The sequence below is a fragment of the Streptomyces sp. NPDC047130 genome (genome assembly GCF_040643475.1).
Classification (GTDB): domain Bacteria; phylum Actinomycetota; class Actinomycetes; order Streptomycetales; family Streptomycetaceae; genus Streptomyces.
The window spans coordinates 438,575-460,826 of record NZ_JBEYUK010000001.1 but is presented as its reverse complement, the minus strand read 5'-3'; the positions used below and the strand labels follow the sequence as shown (position 1 = coordinate 460,826).

Sequence of the window (22,252 nt, the reverse complement as noted above, 5' to 3'; positions counted from 1 at the left end):
CACACGCACACTCCCGGCAGCCGCCCCGCCCTGGGCCCGGGGTCTGGCCACCCCGCCCCGCCCCGCCCCGAGCCTGCCGAACACCCCCGCCCGCGCGCCCCCGGGTGGGGCGGAACCAGCGCCGGTCGTGCCCCGCAGCCACCCGCCCGTGCCCCGCGCCCTCCCGGAGCCCCCGGCCGGGAAGAAACCCCCAACGACTGTTTGAACTTTCAACCTCTTGGGATCTAGACTGACCGCGCCGTCCCACCGGATCACCGAAAAGGCTGACGCATGTCTCTCGCTCTTGACCCCGCCGCCCAGGACCTGCTGTTCCGCGAGGCGCACACCGCCCAGAAGTTCTCCTCCGAGCCGGTGACCGAGGAGCAGCTCAGGGCGATCTACGACCTGGTCAAGTTCGGCCCGACCGCCTTCAACCAGTCGCCGCTGCGGATCACGCTGGTCCAGTCCCCCGAGGCCCGTGAGCGTCTGGTCGCGCTGCTGTCCGACGGCAACAAGGCGAAGACCGCCACCGCCCCGGTGACCGCGATCCTCTCCGCCGACGTCGAGTTCCACGAGGAGCTCGACACGCTGCTCCCGGCGATCCCGAACGCCAAGCACCTGTTCTTCAGCGAGCGCCCGGTGCGTGAGCGTTCCGCCCTCGCCAACGCGCACCTCCAGGCCGCGTACTTCATCGTCGGCGTCCGCGCCGCCGGCCTGGCCGCGGGCCCGATGACCGGGGGCGACCTGGAGGGCATCCGCAAGGAGTTCCTCGACGACGACCACCTGCCGCTGATGGTCGTCAACATCGGCCGGATCGCCGACGAGGAGGGCGCCCACTACCCGCGCGCCCCGCGCCTGACCTACGAGCAGGTCGTCAGCACCGTCTGACCCCGCCTCCCGGCAGCCCGGCGGCCCGACGGCGGGCAGCAGCCCCGCGGCCGCCCGCCCGGGAACGCCGAAGGCCCCCCGCACCTCGCGGGGGGCCTTCGGCGTACTCACGCGCGGTCGCGTCGCGCCGTCGCGCGGCCGGTCACCCGGCCGGCTTCTCCTCCGTGCGCAGCGCCCCGGCCATGGCGGCGAGGTCGTCCAGGCCGCCGCTGCCGGTCACCACCGTGGTGACGCCCTCCTCCCGGAGGACCAGGGCGTCGTAGCGCTCACCCTCGTAGCGGTCCCAGTCGCGTCCGCCGACGCTCCGCGTTCCGGCCTTCCTGGCGCCCTGGGTGGCCGAGTCGACGAACTTGTCCGGCTCCTCGGTGGACTGCTCCAGCGCCACGTAGCCGCCGTCCGGGTCGGCGAAGCCGAGGTGCCAGCGCGCGTTCTCGGCGCGGTAGCGCACGGACGTCGCGGTCCAGCTCTCCGGCAGGCCCTCGGGCGCCGCGACCGGGTACGGCGCGGCGCGGCGTGCCGTCAGGAGCTCCACCCGGTAGTCCACCCGCTTCGGCTCCGGCGCGGTGTCGTCGTGCGGGACGAAGAGGTAGATCACGCCCGCCGCGAGGAGAATGAGGCCCAGGGAGAGAACCATGTCCCGGACCGACTGCTTGCCTTTCATACCTGCCACGCCCCCTATCGTCGCAGGTGCCCTTCGCGCTCATCCGTGGGGTCCTCTGCTCATAATTTCAGTCGGAGGCTAGAGTCAAGGGCGAACGACCCTCATCCGGCCGTCGTCGTACAGGGAAGGTGCGCTCCGATGACCGAGCACAATCTGCTGCCGTCCGAACTCGAGGTCCCCTCCGAGGCCCCCGACCGCAACCTGGCCCTGGAACTGGTCCGGGTCACCGAGGCCGCCGCGCTGGCGGCGGGCCGCTGGGTGGGCCGCGGTGACAAGAACGGCGCCGACGGCGCCGCGGTGCGCGCCATGCGCACGCTCGTCTCGACCGTCTCGATGAACGGCGTCGTCGTCATCGGCGAGGGCGAGAAGGACGAGGCCCCGATGCTGTTCAACGGGGAGCAGGTGGGCGACGGAACCGGGCCCGACTGCGACATCGCCGTCGACCCCATCGACGGCACCACCCTCACCGCCAAGGGCATGACCAACGCGATCTCCGTGCTGGCCGCCGCCGACCGGGGCTCGATGTTCGACCCGTCGGCGGTGTTCTACATGGACAAGCTGGTCACCGGCCCGGAGGCCGCCGACTTCGTCGACATCAACGCGCCGGTGTCGGTGAACATCCGCCGCATCGCCAAGGCCAAGCGCTCCACGCCCGAGAGCGTCACGGTGGTCATCCTGGACCGGCCGCGGCACCAGCAGCTCATCCAGGAGGTCCGGGAGACCGGCGCGCGGATAAAGCTGATCTCCGACGGCGACGTGGCCGGCTCCATCCTCGCCCTGCGCGAGGGCACCGGCATCGACCTGCTGCTGGGCGTCGGCGGCACGCCGGAGGGCATCATCTCGGCCTGTGCGGTGAAGTGCCTGGGCGGCACCATCCAGGGCAAGCTCTGGCCGAAGGACGACGAGGAGCGCGAGCGGGCGATCGAGGCGGGCCACGACCTGGACCGCGTCCTCACCACGGACGACCTGGTCTCCGGCGACAACGTCTTCTTCGTCGCCACCGGCATCACCGACGGCGAACTGCTGCGGGGTGTGCGGTACCGCTCGGAGACGGCGACGACCTCGTCGATCGTGATGCGCTCGAAGTCCGGAACGGTGCGGGAGATCCACTCCGAGCACCGCCTGAGCAAGCTGCGCGCCTACAGCAACATCGACTTCGACCGGGCCAAGTAACCGGCTCCGGACGGCCACGCGGGGCGCGGGGCCCGGGCGGGCCCGTGCACCCGTGACCTCGTGACCGTGGCCTTGTGACCGTGACCTCGTGGCCCCGTGACCTCGTGGACCCGTGACCTCGTGGACCATGACCCCGCGACCGGCGGTGGCCCTGCGGGTCGAGCGGCGGCGGACGAAGGGCGTGCCCGGTGCGGCGGGTGCGCCCTTCGGCGTCCTGCGGGAGTCGGCGGGCGTGCCCGGTGCGGCGGGTGCGCCCTTCGGCGTCCTGCGGGAGTCGGCGTCGCGCGCCCTTCGGCGTCCTGCGGCCGTCGGCCCTCGATGCGGCGATACGCCCGCTGCCCGCGAGGTGCGGGAGGTGCGGGAGGCCCGGGGCAACCAGGGAAACCCGGGCGCCGCCGTGCGGAGGAGCCGCGCGAAGGCCCGTCGCGGAGGTCAGCCCGCCGCGGCTATGCGGCCGCCGGCCGAGGCGTGCGCCGCCTTCTTCAACTCGATGTCCCGCCGCCGGCGGCGGGCCAGCACCAGGCGCCGCTCCGCGGCGGTCAGGCCGCCCCAGACGCCGTAGGGCTCCGGCTGCAGCAGGGCGTGCTCCCGGCACTCGACCATCACCGGACAGCCGGCGCAGACCCGCTTCGCCGCCTCCTCACGGGACAGGCGGGCGGCCGTGGGCTCCTTGGACGGGGCGAAGAACAGCCCCGCCTCGTCCCTGCGGCAGACGGCCTCGTTGTGCCAGGGCGCGTCCTGGTCGCGGTCCCTGCGGGCGCTCCGCGGGCCCGGGACCGGGGGGACCTGTGCGACCTTGGTGACCTGCAGGGACGAACGCGTGTGCTGCGGCACGGTCTACTCCTGACGAAGGCTTCGCGAGCGAGCGGCGATGCGTCAAGCACTACCCCTCGAGCACGCCGCGTATGCACCTCCTATACGCCCGGCGACCGAGTGCCGCGTGTCACAACTCCTTTGTGCCGCCCCCGAGATGGCCGCCTCCGAGGTGCTTGGAGAGCGACCGGTCCACGCTCCGCTGGACCCGGTGCAGGATGTCCGCCACCAGGCGTCCGCGACGCGGCCGCGCCTCGACGTTCCCCAGCACCGCCCAGCCGTCCACGTACACCACGGGCGCGTTGGAGTCCTCGGCGTCCGCCGTGTCCACCTCGAAGTTGCCGAGCACGCCGCCACCGGTGCCGCGCAGGGTGACGTTCTCCGGCACGAGGACCTCGACGTTGCCGAAGACCGAGACGGCCTTCACGGTGACCTGCTGGTGCTCGAAGACGGCCTGGCTGAGGTCGATCTCCACGCTGCCGAAGATGGCGTACGCGTTGATCCGGCGGCCGGCGCGCCAGCGGCCCTTCCGGGTGGAGGCGCTGAATATCGCCGTCACGTTCTCGTCGGCGACGGGAAGGGACTCGAGGTCCAGCGGCGCGCGCGACGGCGCGACCTGCTCGCCGGGCAGGTCCCGCACGTACCCCTCCAGCTCGCCGAGGGTGCGGGCGGCCAGCGCGCCCTCGACCCGCTCGACGTGCTCCTCCGGCGTGATCCGGCCCTCGGCGACGGCCTCGCGCAGCTGGTCCACGACGCGGTCCCGGTCGGCGTCCGAGGCCCGCAGCTCCTGCTTCTTGTGAAGGTCCACCCACGCAGCGTAGCAGTCGCGATGTATCGCGAACAGTCCTCGCACGGGCGAACTTCCGGAAGGACGCGGCGGACCCGAAGCGGCGGACCCGAGGCGGCAGGCCCACCCCCGGGGGCCGGGCCAGGGCCGGACCGTTGCTCACATGCGGGGCACACCCGTCAAGTGAGCCTTACCTCACAGCGGACGCCGTTCCGGCAGGTTCTACGCTGTTAGACGCCGGCAATGCTTCGAGTGAGGAATGGGCGACATGCCTGAGTTCGCGTACACCGATCTGCTCCCCGCAGGAGAGGACACCACCCCCTACCGGCTGGTGACCTCCGAGGGCGTGTCGACCTTCGAGGCCGACGGCCGCACGTTCCTCAAGGTGGAGCCGGAGGCGCTGCGCAAGCTCGCCGAGGAGGCCGTGCACGACATCCAGCACTACCTGCGCCCCGACCACCTCGCCCAGCTCCGCAAGATCATCGACGACCCCGAGGCGTCCGCCAACGACAAGTTCGTCGCCCTGGACCTGCTGAAGAACGCGAACATCGCCGCCGCCGGCGTCCTGCCCATGTGCCAGGACACCGGGACCGCGATCGTCATGGGCAAGCGCGGCCAGAACGTGCTGACCGAGGGCGGCGACGAGGAAGCCCTCTCCCGCGGCATCTACGACGCGTACCGGAACCTCAACCTGCGCTACTCGCAGATGGCTCCGCTCACCATGTGGGAGGAGAAGAACACCGGCTCCAACCTCCCCGCGCAGATCGAGCTCTACGCGACCGACGGCGGCGCGTACAAGTTCCTCTTCATGGCCAAGGGCGGCGGCTCGGCCAACAAGTCGTTCCTCTACCAGGAGACCAAGGCGGTCCTCAACGAGGCCTCCATGATGAAGTTCCTGGAGGAGAAGATCCGCAGCCTGGGCACGGCGGCCTGCCCGCCGTACCACCTGGCGATCGTGGTCGGCGGCACCTCCGCCGAGTTCGCGCTGAAGACCGCCAAGTACGCCTCGGCGCACTACCTGGACAACATGCCCACCGAGGGCTCCGAGCTGGGCCACGGCTTCCGCGACACCGAGCTGGAGGAGAAGGTCTTCGAGCTCACCCGCGAGCTCGGCATCGGCGCCCAGTTCGGCGGCAAGTACTTCTGCCACGACGTCCGCGTCATCCGTCTCCCCCGGCACGGCGCGTCCTGCCCGGTGGCGCTCGCGGTGTCCTGCTCCGCCGACCGCCAGGCCGTCGCGAAGATCACCGCCGAGGGCGTCTTCCTGGAGCAGCTCGAGAAGGACCCGGCGCGCTTCCTGCCGGACACCACCGAGGCCGACCTCATCCAGGCCGGCGACGTCGTCAAGATCGACCTCAACCGGCCGATGGACGAGGTCCTCGCCGAGCTCACCAAGCACCCGGTGAAGACCCGGCTCTCCCTGACCGGTCCGCTGGTCGTGGCCCGCGACATCGCGCACGCCAAGATCAAGGAGCGCCTGGACGCCGGCGAGGGCATGCCGCAGTACCTGAAGGACCACCCGGTGTACTACGCCGGTCCCGCGAAGACCCCCGAGGGCATGCCCTCCGGCTCCTTCGGCCCGACCACGGCCGGCCGCATGGACTCCTACGTCGAGCAGTTCCAGGCGGCGGGCGGCTCCAAGGTGATGCTGGCCAAGGGCAACCGCTCCCAGCAGGTCACCGACGCGTGCGCCGCGCACGGCGGCTTCTACCTGGGCTCCATCGGCGGCCCGGCCGCCCGCCTGGCGCAGGACTGCATCAAGAAGGTCGAGGTCCTGGAGTACGAGGAGCTCGGCATGGAGGCGGTCTGGCGGATCGAGGTCGAGGACTTCCCGGCGTTCATCGTGGTGGACGACAAGGGCAACGACTTCTTCCAGAACCCGGCGCCCGCCCCCACGTTCACCTCCATCCCGGTCCGCGGCCCCGGCCTCTGACCCCACCGGAGCCGGCGCACCCGGCGCATCCGGCGCGGCGTGACCACGGACGGCCCGTGGTCACGCCGCGCCGGCGTCTCAGGCGCCGGCCACCCCGGTGCTCGCGCGAGCACCGCCCGCGCGGGCACCGCCCGTCCGGGCGCCGGTCACGCGAACCCGCCGGTCACGCGAACCGCTGCTCGGCCGCCCCGGTGCAGGCGCGCAGCACCAGGCCGGCGGTGGCCGAGGGCAGCGTCACGCACAGCCCGGTGGACGAGGCGGGGCGCAGGGTCCCGCCCTGCCGGACGAACTGCTGGTTGGCGTTGCCGTGGCAGTCCCACAGCACCAGCCGTGCCCCGGCCGTGAGCGAGCCCCCGCGGACGTCGAGGCAGCGGTCGTGGGAGAGGGCGGAGTGCAGGGTCCTGCGGGTGCCGTCGTACCACCAGTCCTGGTTGCGCCCGCCGTGGCAGGCGTACCCCTGGGCGGCGGTGTCGTTGGCGGTGGACTCGCCGTCCGCGTCCACGCAGGTGCCGGTGGCCTCGTTGCGCAGCGGACGGAACTTGTCGTCCCAGGCGCCGTCGATCACCTGCACCCCGGCCGTGCCCGCCGGGTCGGCGCAGCTGCCCTCACGGGAGGCGGAGGCGTAGAACTGCCGGAAGCACTCGGCGAACGCCGTGTGGCCGCGGTAGTTGGGGTGGAAGGACTGCCGGACCGCGTTCTCGTCCGGCGGGAACGGGTTGGCGGCGACCGTCAGGCCGCGGACCCAGGTGTCGTCCATGCAGACCTCGTGGCCGTGGAACAGCCGCGAGTTGTCCAGGTAGTGGGCGCCGCTGAGCCGCGCCGCCTCCCGGATGCCGCGTTCGAACGACGGCACCGCCTCGTTCCGCGCCCAGGCGAGGTCCTGGTCGGCGAGGGTGCAGCCGCCGGCCAGCTTGCCGGGGAAGTCGGGGTTGTCGTGGATGTCGGGGCCGCCCGGGCTGGGGTAGCCCATCACGACCAGCTTGTAGGCGCCGTCGGCGTAGCCGGCGCCGCGCATCACGGTCCTGAGGTCGTTCACCGTCGCGGTGACCTTGGGCACCAGGCCGTCGATGCGGGCCTGCCAGCCGGCCTCCAGCTCGGGCGAGCAGGGGCCCTGGAGCAGGAACCAGTCGAGCGTGCAGTCGGTGACCACCGGCCCGAACCGCAGGTCGTCGTTGGCGCCCACCACCAGCGCGATCATCTTGATCCTGGTGTTGCGCGCCTTCACGGCCAGGCTGTCGCTCTGGACCAGCTCGTCGGCGTACTGCGCGGAGCCGCCGATCCGCACGTTGACGGTGCTCGCGCCGGAGCAGGAGACGTTGTACGTGACGTCGGCCGGGATGCCCGTGCGGTGGATCGCCGCGTCCTTGGAGCGGTGGCACCAGTTGTCCGGGCCGTCGGTGGGCGACTCGTAGTTGCCGACGCCCTCGCCGGAGATCTCGCTGTCGCCCAGCGAGATCAGCGAGGTCTTGCGCTGATCGAGGGGCCGCTCGGCGGGGTCGCCGTACAGCTTGAGCGCCTCGGCCGCCCGGACCGCCTCCAGCGGGGCCGGCAGCGGGGTGGACGCGGCCGTCACCCGTTGCCCGTCCCGCGCGTCCGGGGCGGCGCCCGCTCCGGGGGCCGCGAGCCCCAGCAGCGCGGTGGCGGTCACCGCGACCAGGGCGGCCGCCCTCCGGAAGGCCGGCCGTCCCGCCGGCCGGCCGGATCTCCTCGTGCCGCCGCCCCGTCCGGGCGTGAGTCCTGCGTGGTGCACGACGCCTCCTGAATGGTCCGATGTCCCGTTCGGATGTCCCCTTGGGTGTGTACTGGCGAGTAGGCGGGGTTGGGAAGAGGGCGAACCGGTCAAGCGGTTGAGGGGGACGTGAGGCGGACCGGCCGGCGCCCGGCCGGGCAGCGGTCCGGACGAGGAGAGGGACGACGATGACGAGCGGGACGGAACGGGAAGTCGCGGCCGACGGGCCGGGGCAGGACGCCCTGGACGGGGCCGGACAGTGGCGCCTGGAGCACGACTCGATGGGCGAGGTACGGGTTCCGGCCACCGCCAGGTGGCGGGCGCAGACGCAGCGCGCGGTGGAGAACTTCCCGTTGTCGGGACAGCGCCTCGAGCGGGCCCACATCGAAGCCCTGGCCCGTATCAAGGGCGCGGCGGCCAAGGTGAACGCCGAACTCGGCGTGCTGGACCCCGGCGTCGCGGAGGCGATCCGCTCGGCGGCGGCCGAGGTCGCCGAGGGCCGGTGGGACGAGCACTTCCCGGTGGACGTCTTCCAGACCGGCTCGGGGACCTCGTCCAACATGAACATGAACGAGGTGCTCGCCACCCTGGCGACCGAGCGGCTCGGCCGGGACGTCCACCCCAACGACCACGTGAACGCCTCCCAGTCCTCCAACGACGTCTTCCCCTCGTCGCTGCACATCGCGGCCACCGCGGCGGTCACCCGCGACCTGGTCCCGGCGCTGGAGCACCTGGCGGAGGCCCTGGAGCGGAAGGCGGAGGAGTTCGCCGACGTGGTGAAGGCGGGCCGCACCCACCTGATGGACGCCACCCCGGTGACCCTGGGCCAGGAGTTCGGCGGTTACGCGGCGCAGGTCCGGTACGGCGTGGAACGGCTGACGGCCTCGCTGCCGCGGCTGGCCGAACTGCCGTTGGGCGGCACTGCGGTCGGCACCGGGATCAACACCCCGCCGGGCTTCTCGGCGGCGGTGATCGCGGAGGTGGCGCGGGGCACCGGGCTGCCGCTGACCGAGGCGCGCAACCACTTCGAGGCGCAGAGCGCCCGCGACGGCGTGGTGGAGACCAGCGGTCAGCTGCGCACGATCGCGGTCGGCCTCACCAAGATCTGCAACGACCTGCGCTGGATGTCCTCCGGGCCGCGCACCGGCCTCGCGGAGATCAGCCTGCCCGACCTCCAGCCCGGCTCCTCGATCATGCCCGGGAAGGTCAACCCGGTGGTGCCGGAGGCGGTGCTGATGGTGGCCGCGCAGGTGGTCGGCAACGACGCCACGGTGGCCTGGGCGGGCGCGGCCGGCAACTTCGAGCTCAACGTGATGCTGCCGGTGATCGCCAAGAACGTGCTGGAGTCGGTGCGGCTGCTCGCCGGCGCCTCCCGGCTGCTGGCCGACCGCACGGTGGACGGGATCGTCGCCCACCGCGAGCGGGCGCTGGAGTACGCCGAGTCCTCGCCGTCGGTGGTGACGCCGCTCAACCGGCACATCGGCTACGAGGAGGCGGCCAAGGTGGCCAAGCGGGCGCTGGCGGAGCGCAGGACCATCCGTGAGGTGGTCCTGGAGTCCGGTTACGTGGACCGCGGCGACCTCACCCTGGAGCAGTTGGACGAGGCGCTGGACGTGCTGCGGATGACCCGTCCGTAGCACGCGCCGCGAGCACCCGGCCCCGCGCGGGCCACCCCCCGGCCGGCCGCCGTGCCGGCCCCGGCCCCGCGCGGGCCACGCCCAGGCCGCCCGCCACGCCCAGGCCGCCCGCCGCCGCCCGCCCCGGTGGCCGCGGGCGGCCGGTGCCGTTCCGCCGCCGTGCCGCGCGTGATCCGTACCGCAGCGGTTGCGGCGGGCCGCCGCCTAGGATCACCCCATGACAGCAGACTGCGGAGCGGCACGGCGGGGCGGAAGCGGGGCGACGGAGTACTGGGCCCCCGGCAGCCGGATCCTGTGGCGGTACCGGGAGAACGGCGGGCCGCGCTTCCACATCTGCCGCCCCGTCACCGTGGTCCGTGACGACGCCGATCTGCTGGCGGTCTGGCTGGCGCCCGGCACCGAGTGCGTCAGACCGGTGCTGGCCGACGGGACCCTCCCGCACCAGGAGCCGCTGGAGTCCCGCTACACCAAGCCCCGAGTCGTGCGCCGGGGCGGCTGGTTCGGCACCGGCGTGCTGAAGCTGGCCCAGCCGGGCCGGCCGTGGTCGGTGTGGCTGTTCTGGGAATCGGGCTGGCGGTTCAAGAACTGGTACGTCAACCTGGAGGAACCGCTGGCCCGTTGGGCGGGCGGCGTGGACTCCGAGGACCACTTCCTGGACGTCGTGGTGAACCCGGACCGCAGCTGGGGCTGGCGGGACGAGGACGAGTTCGCCGAGGCGCAGCGGGTGGGGCTGATGGACGCGGAGACCGCCGCGCGGGTGCGCGAGGCCGGACAGCAGGCGGTGGAGGTGGTGCGGGCCTGGGGCGCGCCCTTCTCCGACGGCTGGGAGGACTGGCGGCCGGACCCGTCCTGGCCGCTCCCGCCCCTGCCCGATGACTGGGACCGCACGCCCGCGCACGTCTCCTCGTGAGACCCTTGATGTGCCCTGGGAACCGAACCGTAGGATCGTCCTCCGGTACACGCCCGGCCGACAACGACAGCTCGCCGCACGAGGCTTGACGTCCTGTCAGTGCGGTGCGCCGATGTAACCGGAACAGAAGGAGGAAGGTTCGCGAGGGCAGCGCCGGCGAGCGCCGGCGAGCACGGGATTGGCCTTTGGCGGCCCCGGACGGATGGATTCGACACGCGTGACGGAGCACTCCACACCCGACACCCCGGCCTCCGTGCGCCCCGACGCCGACCCCGGCGCGGCCGCGGGGCGGCCCGGCACGGCCCGGTCCGCGGCGCCGCGCGAGCGGCGCCCGGCGCCCTCCGGCCCGCGTTCCGAGCACAGTCAGCCGGACGCGGCGGCCGGCCCGTCCGACGCCCCGCGTCCGCGTCCCGCGCCCGACTCCATCCCCGCGCAGCCCAAGCCGCCGCGGCGGCGGGGCGCGAAGCAGGCGTCCGGCGGCAAGGGCAAGGGCGGCCGCGGCAACGGCCGCTCCGCCCCCGCCGTGAAGACCGCTCCCCCGGCGAAGACGTCCGCGGCTTCCAAGACGTCCGCGGCTTCCAAGACGTCCGCGGCTTCGAAGACGTCCGCGGCCGCGAAGACCCCGCCGGGCAGGACGGCGGCCGGGGTGCCGGGCGCGCCCGGCGGCAAGGACCGCCGCAGCGCGCGGACGGCCGGACCGGCCTCCGGGCCGGTGCCGATGCGGCGTGACGGCGAGCGGCTGCGGTTCGTCGGGGCCGCCACCCGGCGCATCGCCCGCGGCATGGACCTGGACGAGATCGTCATGGGCCTGTGCCGGGCCACGGTCCCGGCCTTCGCCGACGCCATCCTGGTCCACCTGCGCGACCCGCTGCCGGTCGGCGACGAGCGCCCGGCGGGCCCCGTGATGCTGCGGCTGCGGCGCACCGACCGCATCCCGCCGGACCGGGTGTCCGGCGCCCCCGACCCGCTGCCGCCGCTGCCCGCGCTGACCACCGGTGAGGCGTCGCCCGCCGAGGTGCGGCCGGGCGGTCCGCTGGACGAGGTGCTGCGCGGCGTCCGCCCGGTCTTCTGCGACGCGCCGACCGCCCGGGAGGCCCTGGTCGACCTGCTCGGCGAGGGCGCCGACACCTCGGTGGCCACCGGCCAGCACGCCATCCTCGCCCCGCTGCGCGGCCGCCGCCGGGTGATCGGCGCGGCGGTGTTCCTGCGCGGCCCGGACCGCATCCCGTTCGAGGGCGACGACCTGCTGGTGGCCGCGCAGCTCGCCACCCACAGCGCGCTGGGCATCGACAAGGCGGTGCTCTACGGCCGCGAGGCGTACATCGCCGACGAACTCCAGCGCACCATGCTCCCGGAGACCCTGCCGCGCCCCACCGGCGTGCGGCTGGCCTCCCGCTACCTGCCGGCCGCCCAGACCGCGCGGGTGGGCGGCGACTGGTACGACGCCATCCCGCTGCCCGGGAGCCGGGTCGCCCTGGTGGTCGGCGACGTGATGGGCCACTCGATGACCTCGGCCGCGATCATGGGCCAGCTCCGCACGACGGCGCAGACCCTGGCCGGCCTGGACCTGCCGCCGCAGGAGGTGCTGCACCACCTCGACGAGCAGGCGCAGCGGCTGGGCACCGACCGGATGGCGACCTGCCTCTACGCCGTGTACGACCCGGTCGCGCACCGCATCACCGTCGCCAACGCCGGGCACCCGCCGCCGGTGCTGCTGCACCTGGGCGGTCACGCCGAGGTGCTGGAGGTTCCGGCGGGCGCGCCGATCGGGGTCGGCGGCGTCGACTTCGAGGCCGTGGAGCTGGACGCCCCGGCGGGGGCGACGCTGCTGCTCTACACCGACGGCCTGGTCGAGTCGCGGCTGCGGGACGTGTGGACGGGCATAGAGCAGCTGAAGGACCGGCTGGAGGCGACCGCCCGGCTCACCGGCCCGGACCACTCCCCGCCGCTGGAGGCGCTCTGCGACGAGGTGCTGGACATGCTGGGCCCGGGCGACCGCGACGACGACATCGCGCTGCTCGCGGCGCGGTTCGACGGCATCGCGCCGAGCGACGTGGCGTCCTGGGAGCTGTACCCGGAGAACGCGGCGCCCGGCCGGGCCCGGCGGCTGGCGCGCACGGCGCTGGAGGACTGGGGCCTGGAGGGGCTCACCGACGCGGTGCAGCTCCTGGTCAGCGAGGTCGTCACCAACGCGGTGCGGTACTCGACGCGGCCGATCACGCTGCGGCTGCTGCGCACCGACGTGCTGCGGTGCGAGGTGGTCGACGACGTGCCGCAGCTGCCCCGGCTGCGGCAGGCCCGGGCCACCGACGAGGGCGGCCGGGGCCTGTACCTGGTGAACCGGCTGGCCCGCCGCTGGGGCGCCACCCGGCTCTCCACCGGCAAGGCCGTCTGGTTCGAGCTCAACCACCCCTGACGCCACCCGGCGCCCGGCTCCGGACGCCCCGCGCCTGACGCCCTACGCCCGACGCGTGACGCCCGACGGGGAAGGGGCCGTACCGCCGGCGTCGGCGGTACGGCCCCTTCCCCGTTCCGTGCGGACGGGCCCGCGGGGCGGGCTCCCCGGGCTACCGGAGGAAGCCGCCCTCGTCCTCGACGACCGGGTCCCCGTCGTCACCGGGCCGGCCCGGCCTCGGGTCCGTGGTGGTCTCCTCCTCGGTCGGACGGCCCGGCAGCGACGGGGTCACCGACTCGGTGGGCGTCTCGGTCGGGGTCTCGCTGGGCGACTGGGTGGGCGTCTCGCTCGGCGTCGGGGAGGAGGGCTCCTCGGTCGGCGTCGGCGACGGCGTCTCGGTGGGCGTCGGGGTCACCGCGGCGCCCTGGTCGGTCCGCAGGTCGAACCGGGCGGTGCCGTCGGTCACGCCGAAGGTGTAGTCGGCCCAGATCTGCGCCGGGTAGCCACCGCCGTTGACGCGGCCCTTGCCGGGCAGGAGACCCGTGGCGCCGGTGAGCGAGGCCTGCTTGTTGGCCTCGGTGTCCTCGCCGAACATGCCCACGGCGGTCACCAGGTCCGGGGTGTAGCCGACGAACCAGGCCGACTTGTTGTTGTCGGAGGTGCCGGTCTTGCCCGCCACCTGCTGCCCGGCCCGAGCCGGGTTGTCGCGCACCGAGGCGCGGGCGGTTCCGTCGTCGACGACGCCGGTCAGCACGGAGGTGACCGTGTCGGCGGTGTTCCGGCTGACGGCCTGCTCACCGATCGGGTCGGGCATCTCGACCTCGGTGTTGTCCTTCTCGGCCTTCTTGACCAGGGTCGGCGTGACCTGGACGCCGTGGTTGGCGAGCGTGGCGTAGGCGCTCGCCATCTCCAGCGGGCTGGAGGTCATGGTGCCCAGCGCGTTGGCGGGGTCCGGATCGTCGTCACCGGTGTCCATGCCGACCCGCTCGGCCGTCTCCAGCACGTCGCGCATCCCCACGTCCACGCCCATCTGCGCGAACACCGAGTTGACCGACCTGTTCATGGCCGTCTGCACGGGGATGTCGCCGTAGTCGACGTCGTCCTGGTTGGGCGGGGCGAAGGGGATGTCGCTGCCGACCACGGGCCGCTTGCTGGTGCCGTCGTAGATGGTGCCGGCGTTGATCGGCCGCCCGTCCTGGGTGGTCGCGCCCTCCTCCAGCGCCGCCGCGAAGACGAGCGGCTTGAAGGTGGAGGCGGGCTGGTAGTCGGCGCGGGTCGCGTTGCTGAAGTAGTGCTCGAGGTAGTCCTGGCCGCCGTAGAGCGCCACGATCCGCCCGGTCTCCGGGTCCACGGACACCGCGCCCGCCTGCACCCTGCCGTCGACCTTCCGCTTCTCGGGGTCCAGCTTGCTGGTGAGCTGCTCCTTGACGGACGCCTCCAGCGCCTTCTGCTTCTTCTTGTCGATGTTGAGGGTGAGGTCCCAGCCCTGGCCCTCCACCTTGGCCTCCGCCTCGGCGGCGGAGATGCCCTCGACGTCCATCAGCTGCCGCTGGAGCTCCGTGTTCGCGAGCTGCACCAGGTAGCCGGCCTGTCCCTGGAGCCCGGCCGCGGGGCGCGGCTCCTTGGGCACCGGGAACTCCATGCCGGCGCGCTCGGAGGCGCCCAGCCACTTCATCTCGACCATGTTGTCGAGCGCGTAGTCCCAGCGCTCCTTCGCGAGCCGCTTGCCGGTCTCGGAGGCGATCGCCCAGTCGTACTGGTTGGGGGCCTGCAGGAGGGCCGCCAGGTAGGCGCCCTGCTCGACGGTGAGCTTCTCGGCGTCGGTGTGGTAGTAGGCCTGGGCGGCGGCCTGGATGCCGTAGGCGCCCCGGCCGTAGTAGCTGGTGTTGATGTACCCGGCGAGGATCTCGTCCTTGGTCATCTGCCGGTCCACCTTCAGGGCGATGACCACTTCCCGCATCTTGCGGGTCACGGTCTGCTCCTGGGTGAGGTAGTAGTTCTTCACGTACTGCTGGGTGATCGTCGACCCGCCCTGCTTGCCCTCGCCGCGGAGGGTGTTGAACAGGCCGCGGGCGGTGCCCTTGATGTCGACGCCGGGGTCCTTGTAGAACGTCTTGTTCTCCGCCGCGACGAAGGTCTTCTGGACGTCCCGCGGCACCTCGTCGAGTGCGACGATCTCCCGGTTCACCTCGCCGCGGCGGGCGAGGACGCTGCCGTCGCTGTAGCGGTAGACGTTGCTCTCGCTCTGCGCCAGGGCGTTGCCCTCGTCCGGCACGTCCACGATGACGTACAGCGCGATGAAGGAGCCGATGCCGAGCAGGCAGATCCCGAGGAACGTCCCGAGCAGCTTCCGCCAGGTGAAGAACCTGCGTATGCCCCGTCGGCGGCGCGCGTGTCGTAGGTCGGCTCGCCCCATGGTCCTCTTTCGCCCCGCTTCGTGTCGTTCGTACTCCCGCACACCGGCCGTCACCCGAATGCGCGGCCGGTCCCGAAAGTTAACACCGCACCCTGTGACAAACAGGGGTCGATCCGGTCTTTTACGGACGTGAGAATCAGCACCCCAAACTTTCGGCTTCTACCGCATCGGACGTCCCACGAGGTCGAAGGGTTGCCCGGTTACGCGCCGCGGGGGTTACGTCACGCCAAAAAAGTGATATCACTTAGCTAGGCCGAAGCTAAGGTTCGGCCTCATCGCCACACGAAACGGGGGCCTCCTGTGTCCACTCCTTCCAGCCCGTCCACCCCTCCCGCTCCGCCCTCCTCCCCGGCAGGCGCGGCCGACGTGCCGGAGATGCCGCGTCCGAGCGTGCGGGAGTTCCCGGCCCGCTCCGTCGGCGGCGGCCTGGCGCTGCTGCTCGGGCTGCTCGGCGTGCTGCTCGCGGTCGGCCTCGGTTACCTGGGCGCCACCCGGACCTCCGGCGGGGCCGCGGCCGCCCTGATCGTGGGCGCGGTGCTGCTGGCGCTGCTCTCGCTGGCCGCGATGGCGGGGCTGAACATGGTCGCGCCCGGCGAGGCCCGCGTGGTCCAGCTCTTCGGCCGCTACCGGGGCACGGTCCGCGAGGACGGCCTGCGCTGGGTGAACCCGCTCACCACCCGCTCCCGCATCTCCACCCGGGTCCGCAACCACGAGACCGCGATCCTCAAGGTCAACGACGCCTACGGCAACCCGATCGAGCTCGCCGCCGTGGTCGTCTGGCGGGTGGAGGACACCGCGCAGGCCAAGTTCGAGGTCGACGACTTCCTGGAGTTCGTCTCCACCCAGACCGAGGCGGCCGTCCGGCACATCGCGATCGAGTACCCGTACGACGCGCACGGCGAGGACGAGCTGTCGCTGCGCGGCAACGCCGAGGAGATCACCGAGAAGCTGGCCGTGGAACTGCACGCGCGGGTCGAGGCGGCGGGCGTCCAGATCATCGAGTCCCGCTTCACCCACCTCGCCTACGCCCCGGAGATCGCCTCCGCGATGCTCCAGCGCCAGCAGGCCGGCGCGGTGGTCGCCGCCCGGCGGCAGATCGTCGACGGGGCGGTCGGCATGGTCGAGTCGGCGCTCGAGCGGATCGCCGAGCAGGACATCGTGGAACTGGACGAGGAGCGCAAGGCCGCCATGGTCTCCAACCTGATGGTGGTCCTCTGCGGACACGGCTCGGTGCAGCCGGTGCTCAACACGGGAACGCTGTACCAGTGAGCGAGGACGACGAGAACCCCGCGCCGGCGCCCGACGCGGAACCCCCCGCGCGGCGTCGGCGCACCGCGGAGCGCAAGCAGGTCCTGCTGCGGCTGGACCCGCTGGTGCACGACGCGCTCGCGCGGTGGGCGGGGGAGGAACTGCGCTCCACCAACGCGCAGATCGAGTTCCTGCTGCGCCGCGCGCTGGGCGAGGCGGGCCGGCTGCCGAAGGGCGCCGGCCCGATGCCCCGACGGGGCCGGCCGCGCGGGGAGTGACCGCGCTCCCGGCCCCCTCGGGGCCCACCCGGGCGCCGGTGAACTCCCCGCCCTCGCACACCTGCCCGGCACGTCGCCCTCAGGGGGCGAGGTCCCGCAGCGGTCCGGCGCCTACCGGCCGCGGGTGAGCGAAACTGTCGCCGGCTGACGGACGACGACCGGTCCCGGGGCCCAACCCCCCTCGCGGGACACGCGGGTGACCGATCGGGGGCCGGTACCGCCGCACCGCCCCCGCACCCCTCCCCCGCCCCGAAAGCCACGAGTTGGCGTATTTCCGGAAACACCCCCCTCTGTGCCACGATCACGGGGAACGTCCACCCCCCTGCAAGGGAGAGCCCGTGCTCACTGTCGGTGACAAGTTCCCGGAATTCGAACTCACCGCCTGCGTCTCGCTGGAGAAGGGCAGGGAGTTCCAGCGGATCGACCACAAGACCCACGAGGGCCAGTGGAAGGTCGTCTTCTCCTACCCGAAGGACTTCACCTTCGTCTGCCCCACCGAGATCGCCGCCTTCGCCCGGCTGAACGACGAGTTCACCGACCGTGACGCCGTGGTCCTCGGCTTCTCCGGCGACTCGGAGTTCGTCCACCACGCCTGGCGCAAGGACCACCCGGACCTGCGCGAGCTGCCGTTCCCGCTGCTGGCCGACCCCCGGCACGAGCTGATGCGGGCGCTCGGCATCGAGGACGAGGACGGCTACGCCCAGCGGGCGGTCTTCGTCGTCGACCCCAACAACGACATCCAGTTCACCATGGTGACGGCCGGGTCGGTGGGCCGGAACCCGCAGGAGGTGCTGCGGGTGCTCGACGCCCTGCAGACCGACGAGCTCTGCCCGTGCAACTGGAACAAGGGCGACGCCACCCTGGACGCGGCCACCCTGCTGGCGGGTGGGTGACCGATGGCGCTCGCGGAACTGAAGTCGGCCATACCGGACTACGCCAAGGACCTCCGGCTCAACCTGGGCACCGTGATCGGGAACTCCCTGCTGCCCTCGCAGGCGCTGTGGGGGACGGTGCTGGCCTGCGCCATCGCCAGCCGGTCCCCCTTGGTCCTGCGGGAGCTGGAGCCGGAGGCCCGGGAGAACCTGAAGCCGGAGGCGTACCGCGCGGCGAAGACGGCGGCGGCCGTCATGGCGATGAACAACGTCTTCTACCGGACCCGCCACCTGCTCTCCGACCCCGAGTACGGGTCGCTGCGCGCCGGGCTGCGGATGAACGTGCTCGGCGACCCGGGCGTGGAGCGGGCGGACTTCGAGCTGTGGGCGTTCGCGGTCTCCGCGGTGAACGCCTGCGGCGCCTGCCTGGACGCGCACGAGCACAAGCTGCGGGAGGCGGGCGTCTCCCGCGAGGTGGTGCAGGAGGCGACCAAGATCGCCGCCGTCCTCCAGGCGGTGGCCGTCACCCTCGACGCGGAGGCCGTCCTGGCCTCCTCCTGATTCCCCGGGAACCGAAGGGAGGGGCGGGCGCCGCACGGCGTCCGCCCCTCCCTTCGCGCCGGACCGGCCCGGCCCGCCCCGGCGTCAGACCGCCGTGGCCCCGCCCGGCGGCACGCTCGCCCGGTGCGCGTGCCGGTGCAGGTAGGTGACCACCGTGTTGATGACGGCGACCAGCGGGACGGCCACCACCGCGCCGCCGATGCCCGCGATCATGCCGCCCGCCGAGACGGAGAGCACCACCGCCAGCGGATGCACCCGCACGGCCCGTCCGAGGATGAACGGCTGCAGGATGTGGCCCTCGATCTGCTGGACCGCGAGCACCACCACCAGCGTCATCACCGCCACGAACACGCCCTGGGTGACCAGCGCGACCAGCACCGCCAGCGCGCCGGAGACGAACGCGCCGACGAGCGGGATGAAGGAGAACAGGAAGATGACGACGGCCAGCGGCACGGCCATCGGCACGTCCAGGAAGTAGATGCCGAGGCCGATGAAGACGGCGTCGATGAGCGCCACCACCACCGTGCCCCGCACGTAGGAGGTGAGCGTCCGCCAGGCCATCGGACCGGCGCCCGCGACGCCGGGGCGGGCCGCCATCGGGACCAGCTTCAGGGTCCACCGCCAGATCTTCTTGCCGTCGTGCAGCAGGAACAGCGTGCAGAAGATCATCAGCAGCAGCATGGTCAGCGCCTCGACGACCACCGTGACGCCGGTGAGGCCCGCCGAGGTGATGGACTCGGTGTTGGAGCCGACCGCCTCGCGCAGGTTCTCGGCGATGCCGTTGATCTGGCTCTCCGTCACATGGAGCGGGGAGTTGAGGAGCCAGCGCCGCAGGTCGTCGATGCCGCCCTGCACCTGGCGCGACAGGTTCTCGACGTTCTCCATGATCTGCCAGGTCACGAACCAGCCCAGCAGGCCCAGCACGGCGAAGCCGAGCACCGCGGTGAGGGCCGTGGCGGCGCCGCGCGGCAGTCCCCTGCGGTGCAGGCGGGCGGCGAGCGGCTGGAGCAGCGCGGTCACCAGGAGGGCGCCCGCGAAGGAGAGCACGATCAGCCGGACCGAGCTGATGACTCTCATCAGCACCCAGACCGTGCCGGCCAGCACCAGCAGCCGCCAGCCGGCCTCCGCGGCCACCCGCAGGCCCCACGGCACCACCTGTGCGGGGTCGGGGCGCACCACCACCTGCTGGACGAGGATCGGCTCGTGGTCGGAGTCGTTCCCCTCCTCGTGGCGCGCCTCGGCCCGCCGTTCCTCCCACCGCTTGCCCGCGGCGTTGAGTCCGGCGCCGAGCCGGCCCGCCCAGTCAGGAAGTCGCGCCATGGTCGTCCTCTGCCCCCGTCTCACCCCGTCACTCCGGGCGTGTCGTTCACGTACCGGACGACCGTACATGGCGGCAGCCCCTCACCGTAGGACGGTGAGGGGCTGCCACACGAACGCGGGGTGTCCCCGGGGCGAACCCCGGGTCACGGTGGTACGGACCTGGTCAGTACCAGTGGTTGGCCTGCCAGAAGTCCCAGGCGCCGCAGGGGCTGCCGTAGCGGGACTCCATGTAGTTGAGGCCCCACTTGATCTGGGTGGCCGGGTTGGTCTGCCAGTCGGCGCCGGCGGACGCCATCTTGCCGGCCGGAAGGGCCTGGAAGAGACCGTAGGCGCCCGAGGACGGGTTGACGGCCTTGTAGTTCCAGTCCGACTCGTGGTCGACGATGTTGCTGAAGCACTGCCACTGGTCGGCGGCGACCATGGAACGCGCCATCGCCTGGATCTGCGCGACCGTGTAGGAGGACTGCGCGGCGAAGGTCGTGGTGGTGGCCTCGCGGGCGGCGCGGTCGGCCTTCTTCTTCTCGGCCTCGCGCTCGGCGGCGGCCTTCTTGGCCACGGCCTGCTGGGCGGCGGCCTTGCGGGCCTCCGCCTCGGCGTCCTTGCGGGCCTCGTAGTCGGCGGCGATCGCCTGTGCGTCGGCCTGGGCCTCCAGGTGCGCGACCTGGACGTCGGCCTGCTGGCCGGCCGGGATGTCCGCGAGGAGCAGCGTGGTGCCCTCGGTGGCAGCCTGGGTGTCGTTGGGCTGGGCGGTGCTGCCCGTCGCGACGCCGACCACACTGCCGACAGCGGTGACCGCAGTGGCCGAAGCCACCGCGAATCCCCGGACCGAGATCCGGCTCACACGATTTCCTTCCAGCATCGCCCGCATCGGTGACCCTGGCGGACGCGTTCGTGCCCCTGGCGCTGGCCTCCCAACAACGGGGTCACGGAGGCGCGGACCCGGTGGGCGACTCCCGGTGCGGGAGAGCCACGTGTAGCTCGGGCGGCATACGGCTGCGCTATGCAGTTGGCCTTGAAACTCATGGGGGGCGGGACCGCTGGGGGTACCGATGAGCCGTATGCGGGGCCTGACAGGAGTGAGACTCTGCCGCAACCGGACACCGCAAGGCAATTCCCAGTGCCGTGTGAAAGCTCACATGGCCCCCGCGCAGGCGAATTTCACCGATCCGGAGGACGTGCGAACGCCGCCCGGCTAGGCTCTCCTGCCTTTGCCGGGCGGCGTCCGAGTTCCCTGCGGTGGGGGCGAGTTGGCCGGAGGTTGTCGGACGATCCGATGACCGTCAGGCTTTCCGAGCGTCCCGCCTTCCGGGGCGTCACATGGCGCTCTCCTCGAGCATCTCCGTGACCAGCGCGGCGATCTGGGACCGTTCGGACCGGTTGAGGGTGACATGGGCGAAGAGCGGGTGGCCCTTGAGCCGCTCCACCACGGCGACCACGCCGTCGTACCGCCCCACCCGCAGGTTGTCGCGCTGGGCGACGTCATGGGTCAGCACGACCCGCGAGTTGGCGCCGATCCGGGAGAGCACGGTCAGGAGCACGTTGCGCTCCAGGGACTGCGCCTCGTCGACGATCACGAACGCGTCGTGCAGCGAGCGGCCGCGGATGTGGGTCAGCGGCAGGACCTCCAGCATCCCGCGGGAGGTGACCTCCTCGATGACCTCGCGACCGGTGACCGCGGAGAGCGTGTCGAAGACCGCCTGCGCCCAGGGGTTCATCTTCTCGCTCTCGGACCCCGGCAGGTAGCCGAGGTCCTGGCCGCCCACCGCGTACAGGGGCCGGAACACCATGATCTTCTTGTGCTGGCGCCGCTCCATCACCGCCTCCAGGCCGGCGCAGAGCGCCAGCGCGGACTTGCCGGTGCCGGCCCGGCCGCCCAGCGAGACGATGCCGATGTCCGGGTCGAGCAGCAGGTCCAGGGCGACCCGCTGTTCGGCGCTGCGCCCCTTCACGCCGAACGCCTCGCGGTCCCCGCGCACCAGGCGGACGTCACCGTCGGCGGTGACCCGGCCGAGCGCCTTGCCGCGCTCCGAGCTGATCCGCAGCCCGGTGTGCACCGGCAGGTCGTTCGCCTCGGGGACGTGGACCACGCCCTCCTCGAAGAGCAGGTCCACCTGCTCCGCCGAAAGGGTGAGTTCGGACATTCCGGTCCACCCGGAGGAGTCCGTGATGGCAAGCTCGGCGCGGTACTCCTCGGCGAGGAGCCCCACCGACGACGCCTTGATCCTGAGCGGGAGGTCCTTCGAGACGACGGTGACGTCGTGCCCCTCGGCCTGGAGGTTGCGGGCGACGGCGAGGATGCGGGAGTCGTTGTCGCCCAGCCGGTAGCCGGACGGCAGCACGCTGGGGTCCGAGTGGTTGAGCTCGACCCTGAGGGTCCCGCCCAGGTCTCCGATCGGGATGGGCGCGTCCAGCCGCCCGTGCCGCACCCGCTGGTCGTCGAGCAGGCGGAGCGCCTGCCGTGCGAAGTAGCCCAGCTCGGGATGGTGCCGCTTGGCCTCCAGCTCCGTCACCACCACGACGGGGAGCACCACTTCGTGCTCGTCGAAGCGGTGGACGGCGTTGGGATCGGCCAGCAGGACGCTGGTGTCGAGAACGTAGGTGCGCCGGTCGGGCTTGTGGCGCTGTGCGCTGGTCACCACGGAAGGACGTACC

At 72.6% G+C, this 22,252-nt stretch carries 18 protein-coding genes; 10 read left to right on the top strand and 8 right to left on the bottom strand.

What is annotated here, in order from left to right; translation table 11 throughout:
- The first annotated feature begins 270 nt into the window (after positions 1–270).
- Entirely contained in the window at positions 271–867 is a 597-nt protein-coding gene (locus ABZ836_RS02015; RefSeq protein WP_356137038.1) for a malonic semialdehyde reductase, read from the top strand.
- A 142-nt stretch (positions 868–1,009) separates the two neighbouring features.
- Here the strand turns inward: ABZ836_RS02015 and ABZ836_RS02010 are convergent, their stop codons facing one another.
- On the bottom strand, positions 1,010–1,537 hold the full coding sequence (locus ABZ836_RS02010; RefSeq protein WP_356137036.1) for a DUF4245 domain-containing protein: 528 nt from the start codon (positions 1,535–1,537) through the stop codon (positions 1,010–1,012).
- Positions 1,538–1,666: 129 nt separating this feature from the next.
- Between ABZ836_RS02010 and glpX the strand changes: the two genes are divergently transcribed.
- Positions 1,667–2,701, top strand: a complete 1,035-nt coding sequence (gene glpX / locus ABZ836_RS02005; protein ID WP_356137034.1) for a class II fructose-bisphosphatase — start codon at positions 1,667–1,669, stop codon at positions 2,699–2,701.
- A 432-nt stretch (positions 2,702–3,133) separates the two neighbouring features.
- Here glpX and ABZ836_RS02000 read toward each other — a convergent pair whose 3' ends face one another.
- Both ABZ836_RS02000 and ABZ836_RS01995 read right to left on the bottom strand, forming a co-directional pair.
- On the bottom strand, positions 3,134–3,511 hold the full coding sequence (locus ABZ836_RS02000) for a WhiB family transcriptional regulator (protein WP_356137172.1): 378 nt from the start codon (positions 3,509–3,511) through the stop codon (positions 3,134–3,136).
- A 133-nt stretch (positions 3,512–3,644) separates the two neighbouring features.
- The gene (locus ABZ836_RS01995) at positions 3,645–4,322 is read right to left on the bottom strand and encodes a DUF1707 domain-containing protein (RefSeq protein ID WP_356137032.1); all 678 of its coding nucleotides are present in this window, start codon (positions 4,320–4,322) and stop codon (positions 3,645–3,647) included.
- Between the two features lie 238 nt (positions 4,323–4,560).
- Between ABZ836_RS01995 and ABZ836_RS01990 the strand changes: the two genes are divergently transcribed.
- Entirely contained in the window at positions 4,561–6,234 is a 1,674-nt protein-coding gene (locus ABZ836_RS01990) for a fumarate hydratase (RefSeq protein WP_356137030.1), read from the top strand.
- A gap of 163 nt (positions 6,235–6,397) precedes the next feature.
- On the opposite strand, the gene ABZ836_RS01985 is transcribed toward ABZ836_RS01990, so the two are convergent.
- Positions 6,398–7,807, bottom strand: a complete 1,410-nt coding sequence (locus ABZ836_RS01985) for a ricin-type beta-trefoil lectin domain protein (RefSeq protein ID WP_356138454.1) — start codon at positions 7,805–7,807, stop codon at positions 6,398–6,400.
- 344 nt (positions 7,808–8,151) lie between these two features.
- On the opposite strand from ABZ836_RS01985, the gene ABZ836_RS01980 reads away from it, so the two are divergent.
- The 3 genes from ABZ836_RS01980 (at position 8,152) to ABZ836_RS01970 (ending at position 12,926) form a co-directional block, all read left to right on the top strand.
- Positions 8,152–9,600 (top strand): class II fumarate hydratase, encoded by a 1,449-nt coding sequence (locus ABZ836_RS01980; protein ID WP_356138394.1) that lies wholly within the window; start codon positions 8,152–8,154, stop codon positions 9,598–9,600.
- Between the two features lie 217 nt (positions 9,601–9,817).
- The gene (locus ABZ836_RS01975; protein WP_356138396.1) at positions 9,818–10,510 is read left to right on the top strand and encodes a DUF402 domain-containing protein; all 693 of its coding nucleotides are present in this window, start codon (positions 9,818–9,820) and stop codon (positions 10,508–10,510) included.
- 202 nt (positions 10,511–10,712) lie between these two features.
- Positions 10,713–12,926: a SpoIIE family protein phosphatase gene (locus ABZ836_RS01970; protein ID WP_361138352.1), complete on the top strand. Its 2,214-nt coding sequence runs from the start codon at positions 10,713–10,715 to the stop codon at positions 12,924–12,926.
- Positions 12,927–13,077: 151 nt separating this feature from the next.
- Here the strand turns inward: ABZ836_RS01970 and ABZ836_RS01965 are convergent, their stop codons facing one another.
- Positions 13,078–15,321: a transglycosylase domain-containing protein gene (locus ABZ836_RS01965; RefSeq protein WP_361138350.1), complete on the bottom strand. Its 2,244-nt coding sequence runs from the start codon at positions 15,319–15,321 to the stop codon at positions 13,078–13,080.
- A 375-nt stretch (positions 15,322–15,696) separates the two neighbouring features.
- Between ABZ836_RS01965 and ABZ836_RS01960 the strand changes: the two genes are divergently transcribed.
- The 4 genes from ABZ836_RS01960 (at position 15,697) to ABZ836_RS01945 (ending at position 18,280) form a co-directional block, all read left to right on the top strand.
- Positions 15,697–16,590 carry an SPFH domain-containing protein gene (locus ABZ836_RS01960; protein ID WP_356138402.1) on the top strand — a complete coding sequence of 298 codons (894 nt, stop codon included), beginning with the start codon at positions 15,697–15,699 and terminating at the stop codon, positions 16,588–16,590.
- Positions 16,587–16,847, top strand: coding sequence for a hypothetical protein (locus ABZ836_RS01955; RefSeq protein WP_356138403.1), 261 nt, complete (start codon positions 16,587–16,589; stop codon positions 16,845–16,847). Before ABZ836_RS01960 ends, ABZ836_RS01955 begins: the two co-directional genes overlap by 4 nt.
- A 338-nt stretch (positions 16,848–17,185) precedes the next feature.
- Entirely contained in the window at positions 17,186–17,740 is a 555-nt protein-coding gene (locus ABZ836_RS01950; RefSeq protein WP_356138405.1) for a peroxiredoxin, read from the top strand.
- Between the two features lie 3 nt (positions 17,741–17,743).
- Entirely contained in the window at positions 17,744–18,280 is a 537-nt protein-coding gene (locus tag ABZ836_RS01945; RefSeq protein ID WP_356138407.1) for a carboxymuconolactone decarboxylase family protein, read from the top strand.
- A gap of 84 nt (positions 18,281–18,364) precedes the next feature.
- Here ABZ836_RS01945 and ABZ836_RS01940 read toward each other — a convergent pair whose 3' ends face one another.
- From ABZ836_RS01940 to ABZ836_RS01930, 3 genes are all read right to left on the bottom strand, one after another.
- Entirely contained in the window at positions 18,365–19,600 is a 1,236-nt protein-coding gene (locus tag ABZ836_RS01940) for an AI-2E family transporter (protein ID WP_356138409.1), read from the bottom strand.
- 163 nt (positions 19,601–19,763) lie between these two features.
- Positions 19,764–20,459 (bottom strand): transglycosylase SLT domain-containing protein, encoded by a 696-nt coding sequence (locus tag ABZ836_RS01935; protein ID WP_361138347.1) that lies wholly within the window; start codon positions 20,457–20,459, stop codon positions 19,764–19,766.
- A gap of 454 nt (positions 20,460–20,913) precedes the next feature.
- Positions 20,914–22,239, bottom strand: a complete 1,326-nt coding sequence (locus ABZ836_RS01930) for a PhoH family protein (protein WP_356138412.1) — start codon at positions 22,237–22,239, stop codon at positions 20,914–20,916.
- Between the last annotated feature and the right edge of the window lie 13 nt (positions 22,240–22,252).

Excerpts from the sequence above, each read along its gene's own strand:
- ABZ836_RS02015 (WP_356137038.1), top strand. The coding sequence starts at position 271 with ATGTCTCTCGCTCTTGACCCCGCCGCCCAGGACCTGCTGTTCCGCGAG.
- glpX (WP_356137034.1), top strand. The coding sequence starts at position 1,667 with ATGACCGAGCACAATCTGCTGCCGTCCGAACTCGAGGTCCCCTCCGAG.
- ABZ836_RS01990 (WP_356137030.1), top strand. The coding sequence starts at position 4,561 with ATGGGCGACATGCCTGAGTTCGCGTACACCGATCTGCTCCCCGCAGGA.
- ABZ836_RS01980 (WP_356138394.1), top strand. The coding sequence starts at position 8,152 with ATGACGAGCGGGACGGAACGGGAAGTCGCGGCCGACGGGCCGGGGCAG.
- ABZ836_RS01975 (WP_356138396.1), top strand. The coding sequence starts at position 9,818 with ATGACAGCAGACTGCGGAGCGGCACGGCGGGGCGGAAGCGGGGCGACG.
- ABZ836_RS01970 (WP_361138352.1), top strand. The coding sequence starts at position 10,713 with ATGGATTCGACACGCGTGACGGAGCACTCCACACCCGACACCCCGGCC.
- ABZ836_RS01965 (WP_361138350.1), bottom strand. The coding sequence starts at position 15,321 with ATGGGGCGAGCCGACCTACGACACGCGCGCCGCCGACGGGGCATACGC.
- ABZ836_RS01960 (WP_356138402.1), top strand. The coding sequence starts at position 15,697 with ATGCCGCGTCCGAGCGTGCGGGAGTTCCCGGCCCGCTCCGTCGGCGGC.
- ABZ836_RS01945 (WP_356138407.1), top strand. The coding sequence starts at position 17,744 with ATGGCGCTCGCGGAACTGAAGTCGGCCATACCGGACTACGCCAAGGAC.
- ABZ836_RS01940 (WP_356138409.1), bottom strand. The coding sequence starts at position 19,600 with ATGGCGCGACTTCCTGACTGGGCGGGCCGGCTCGGCGCCGGACTCAAC.
- ABZ836_RS01935 (WP_361138347.1), bottom strand. The coding sequence starts at position 20,459 with ATGCTGGAAGGAAATCGTGTGAGCCGGATCTCGGTCCGGGGATTCGCG.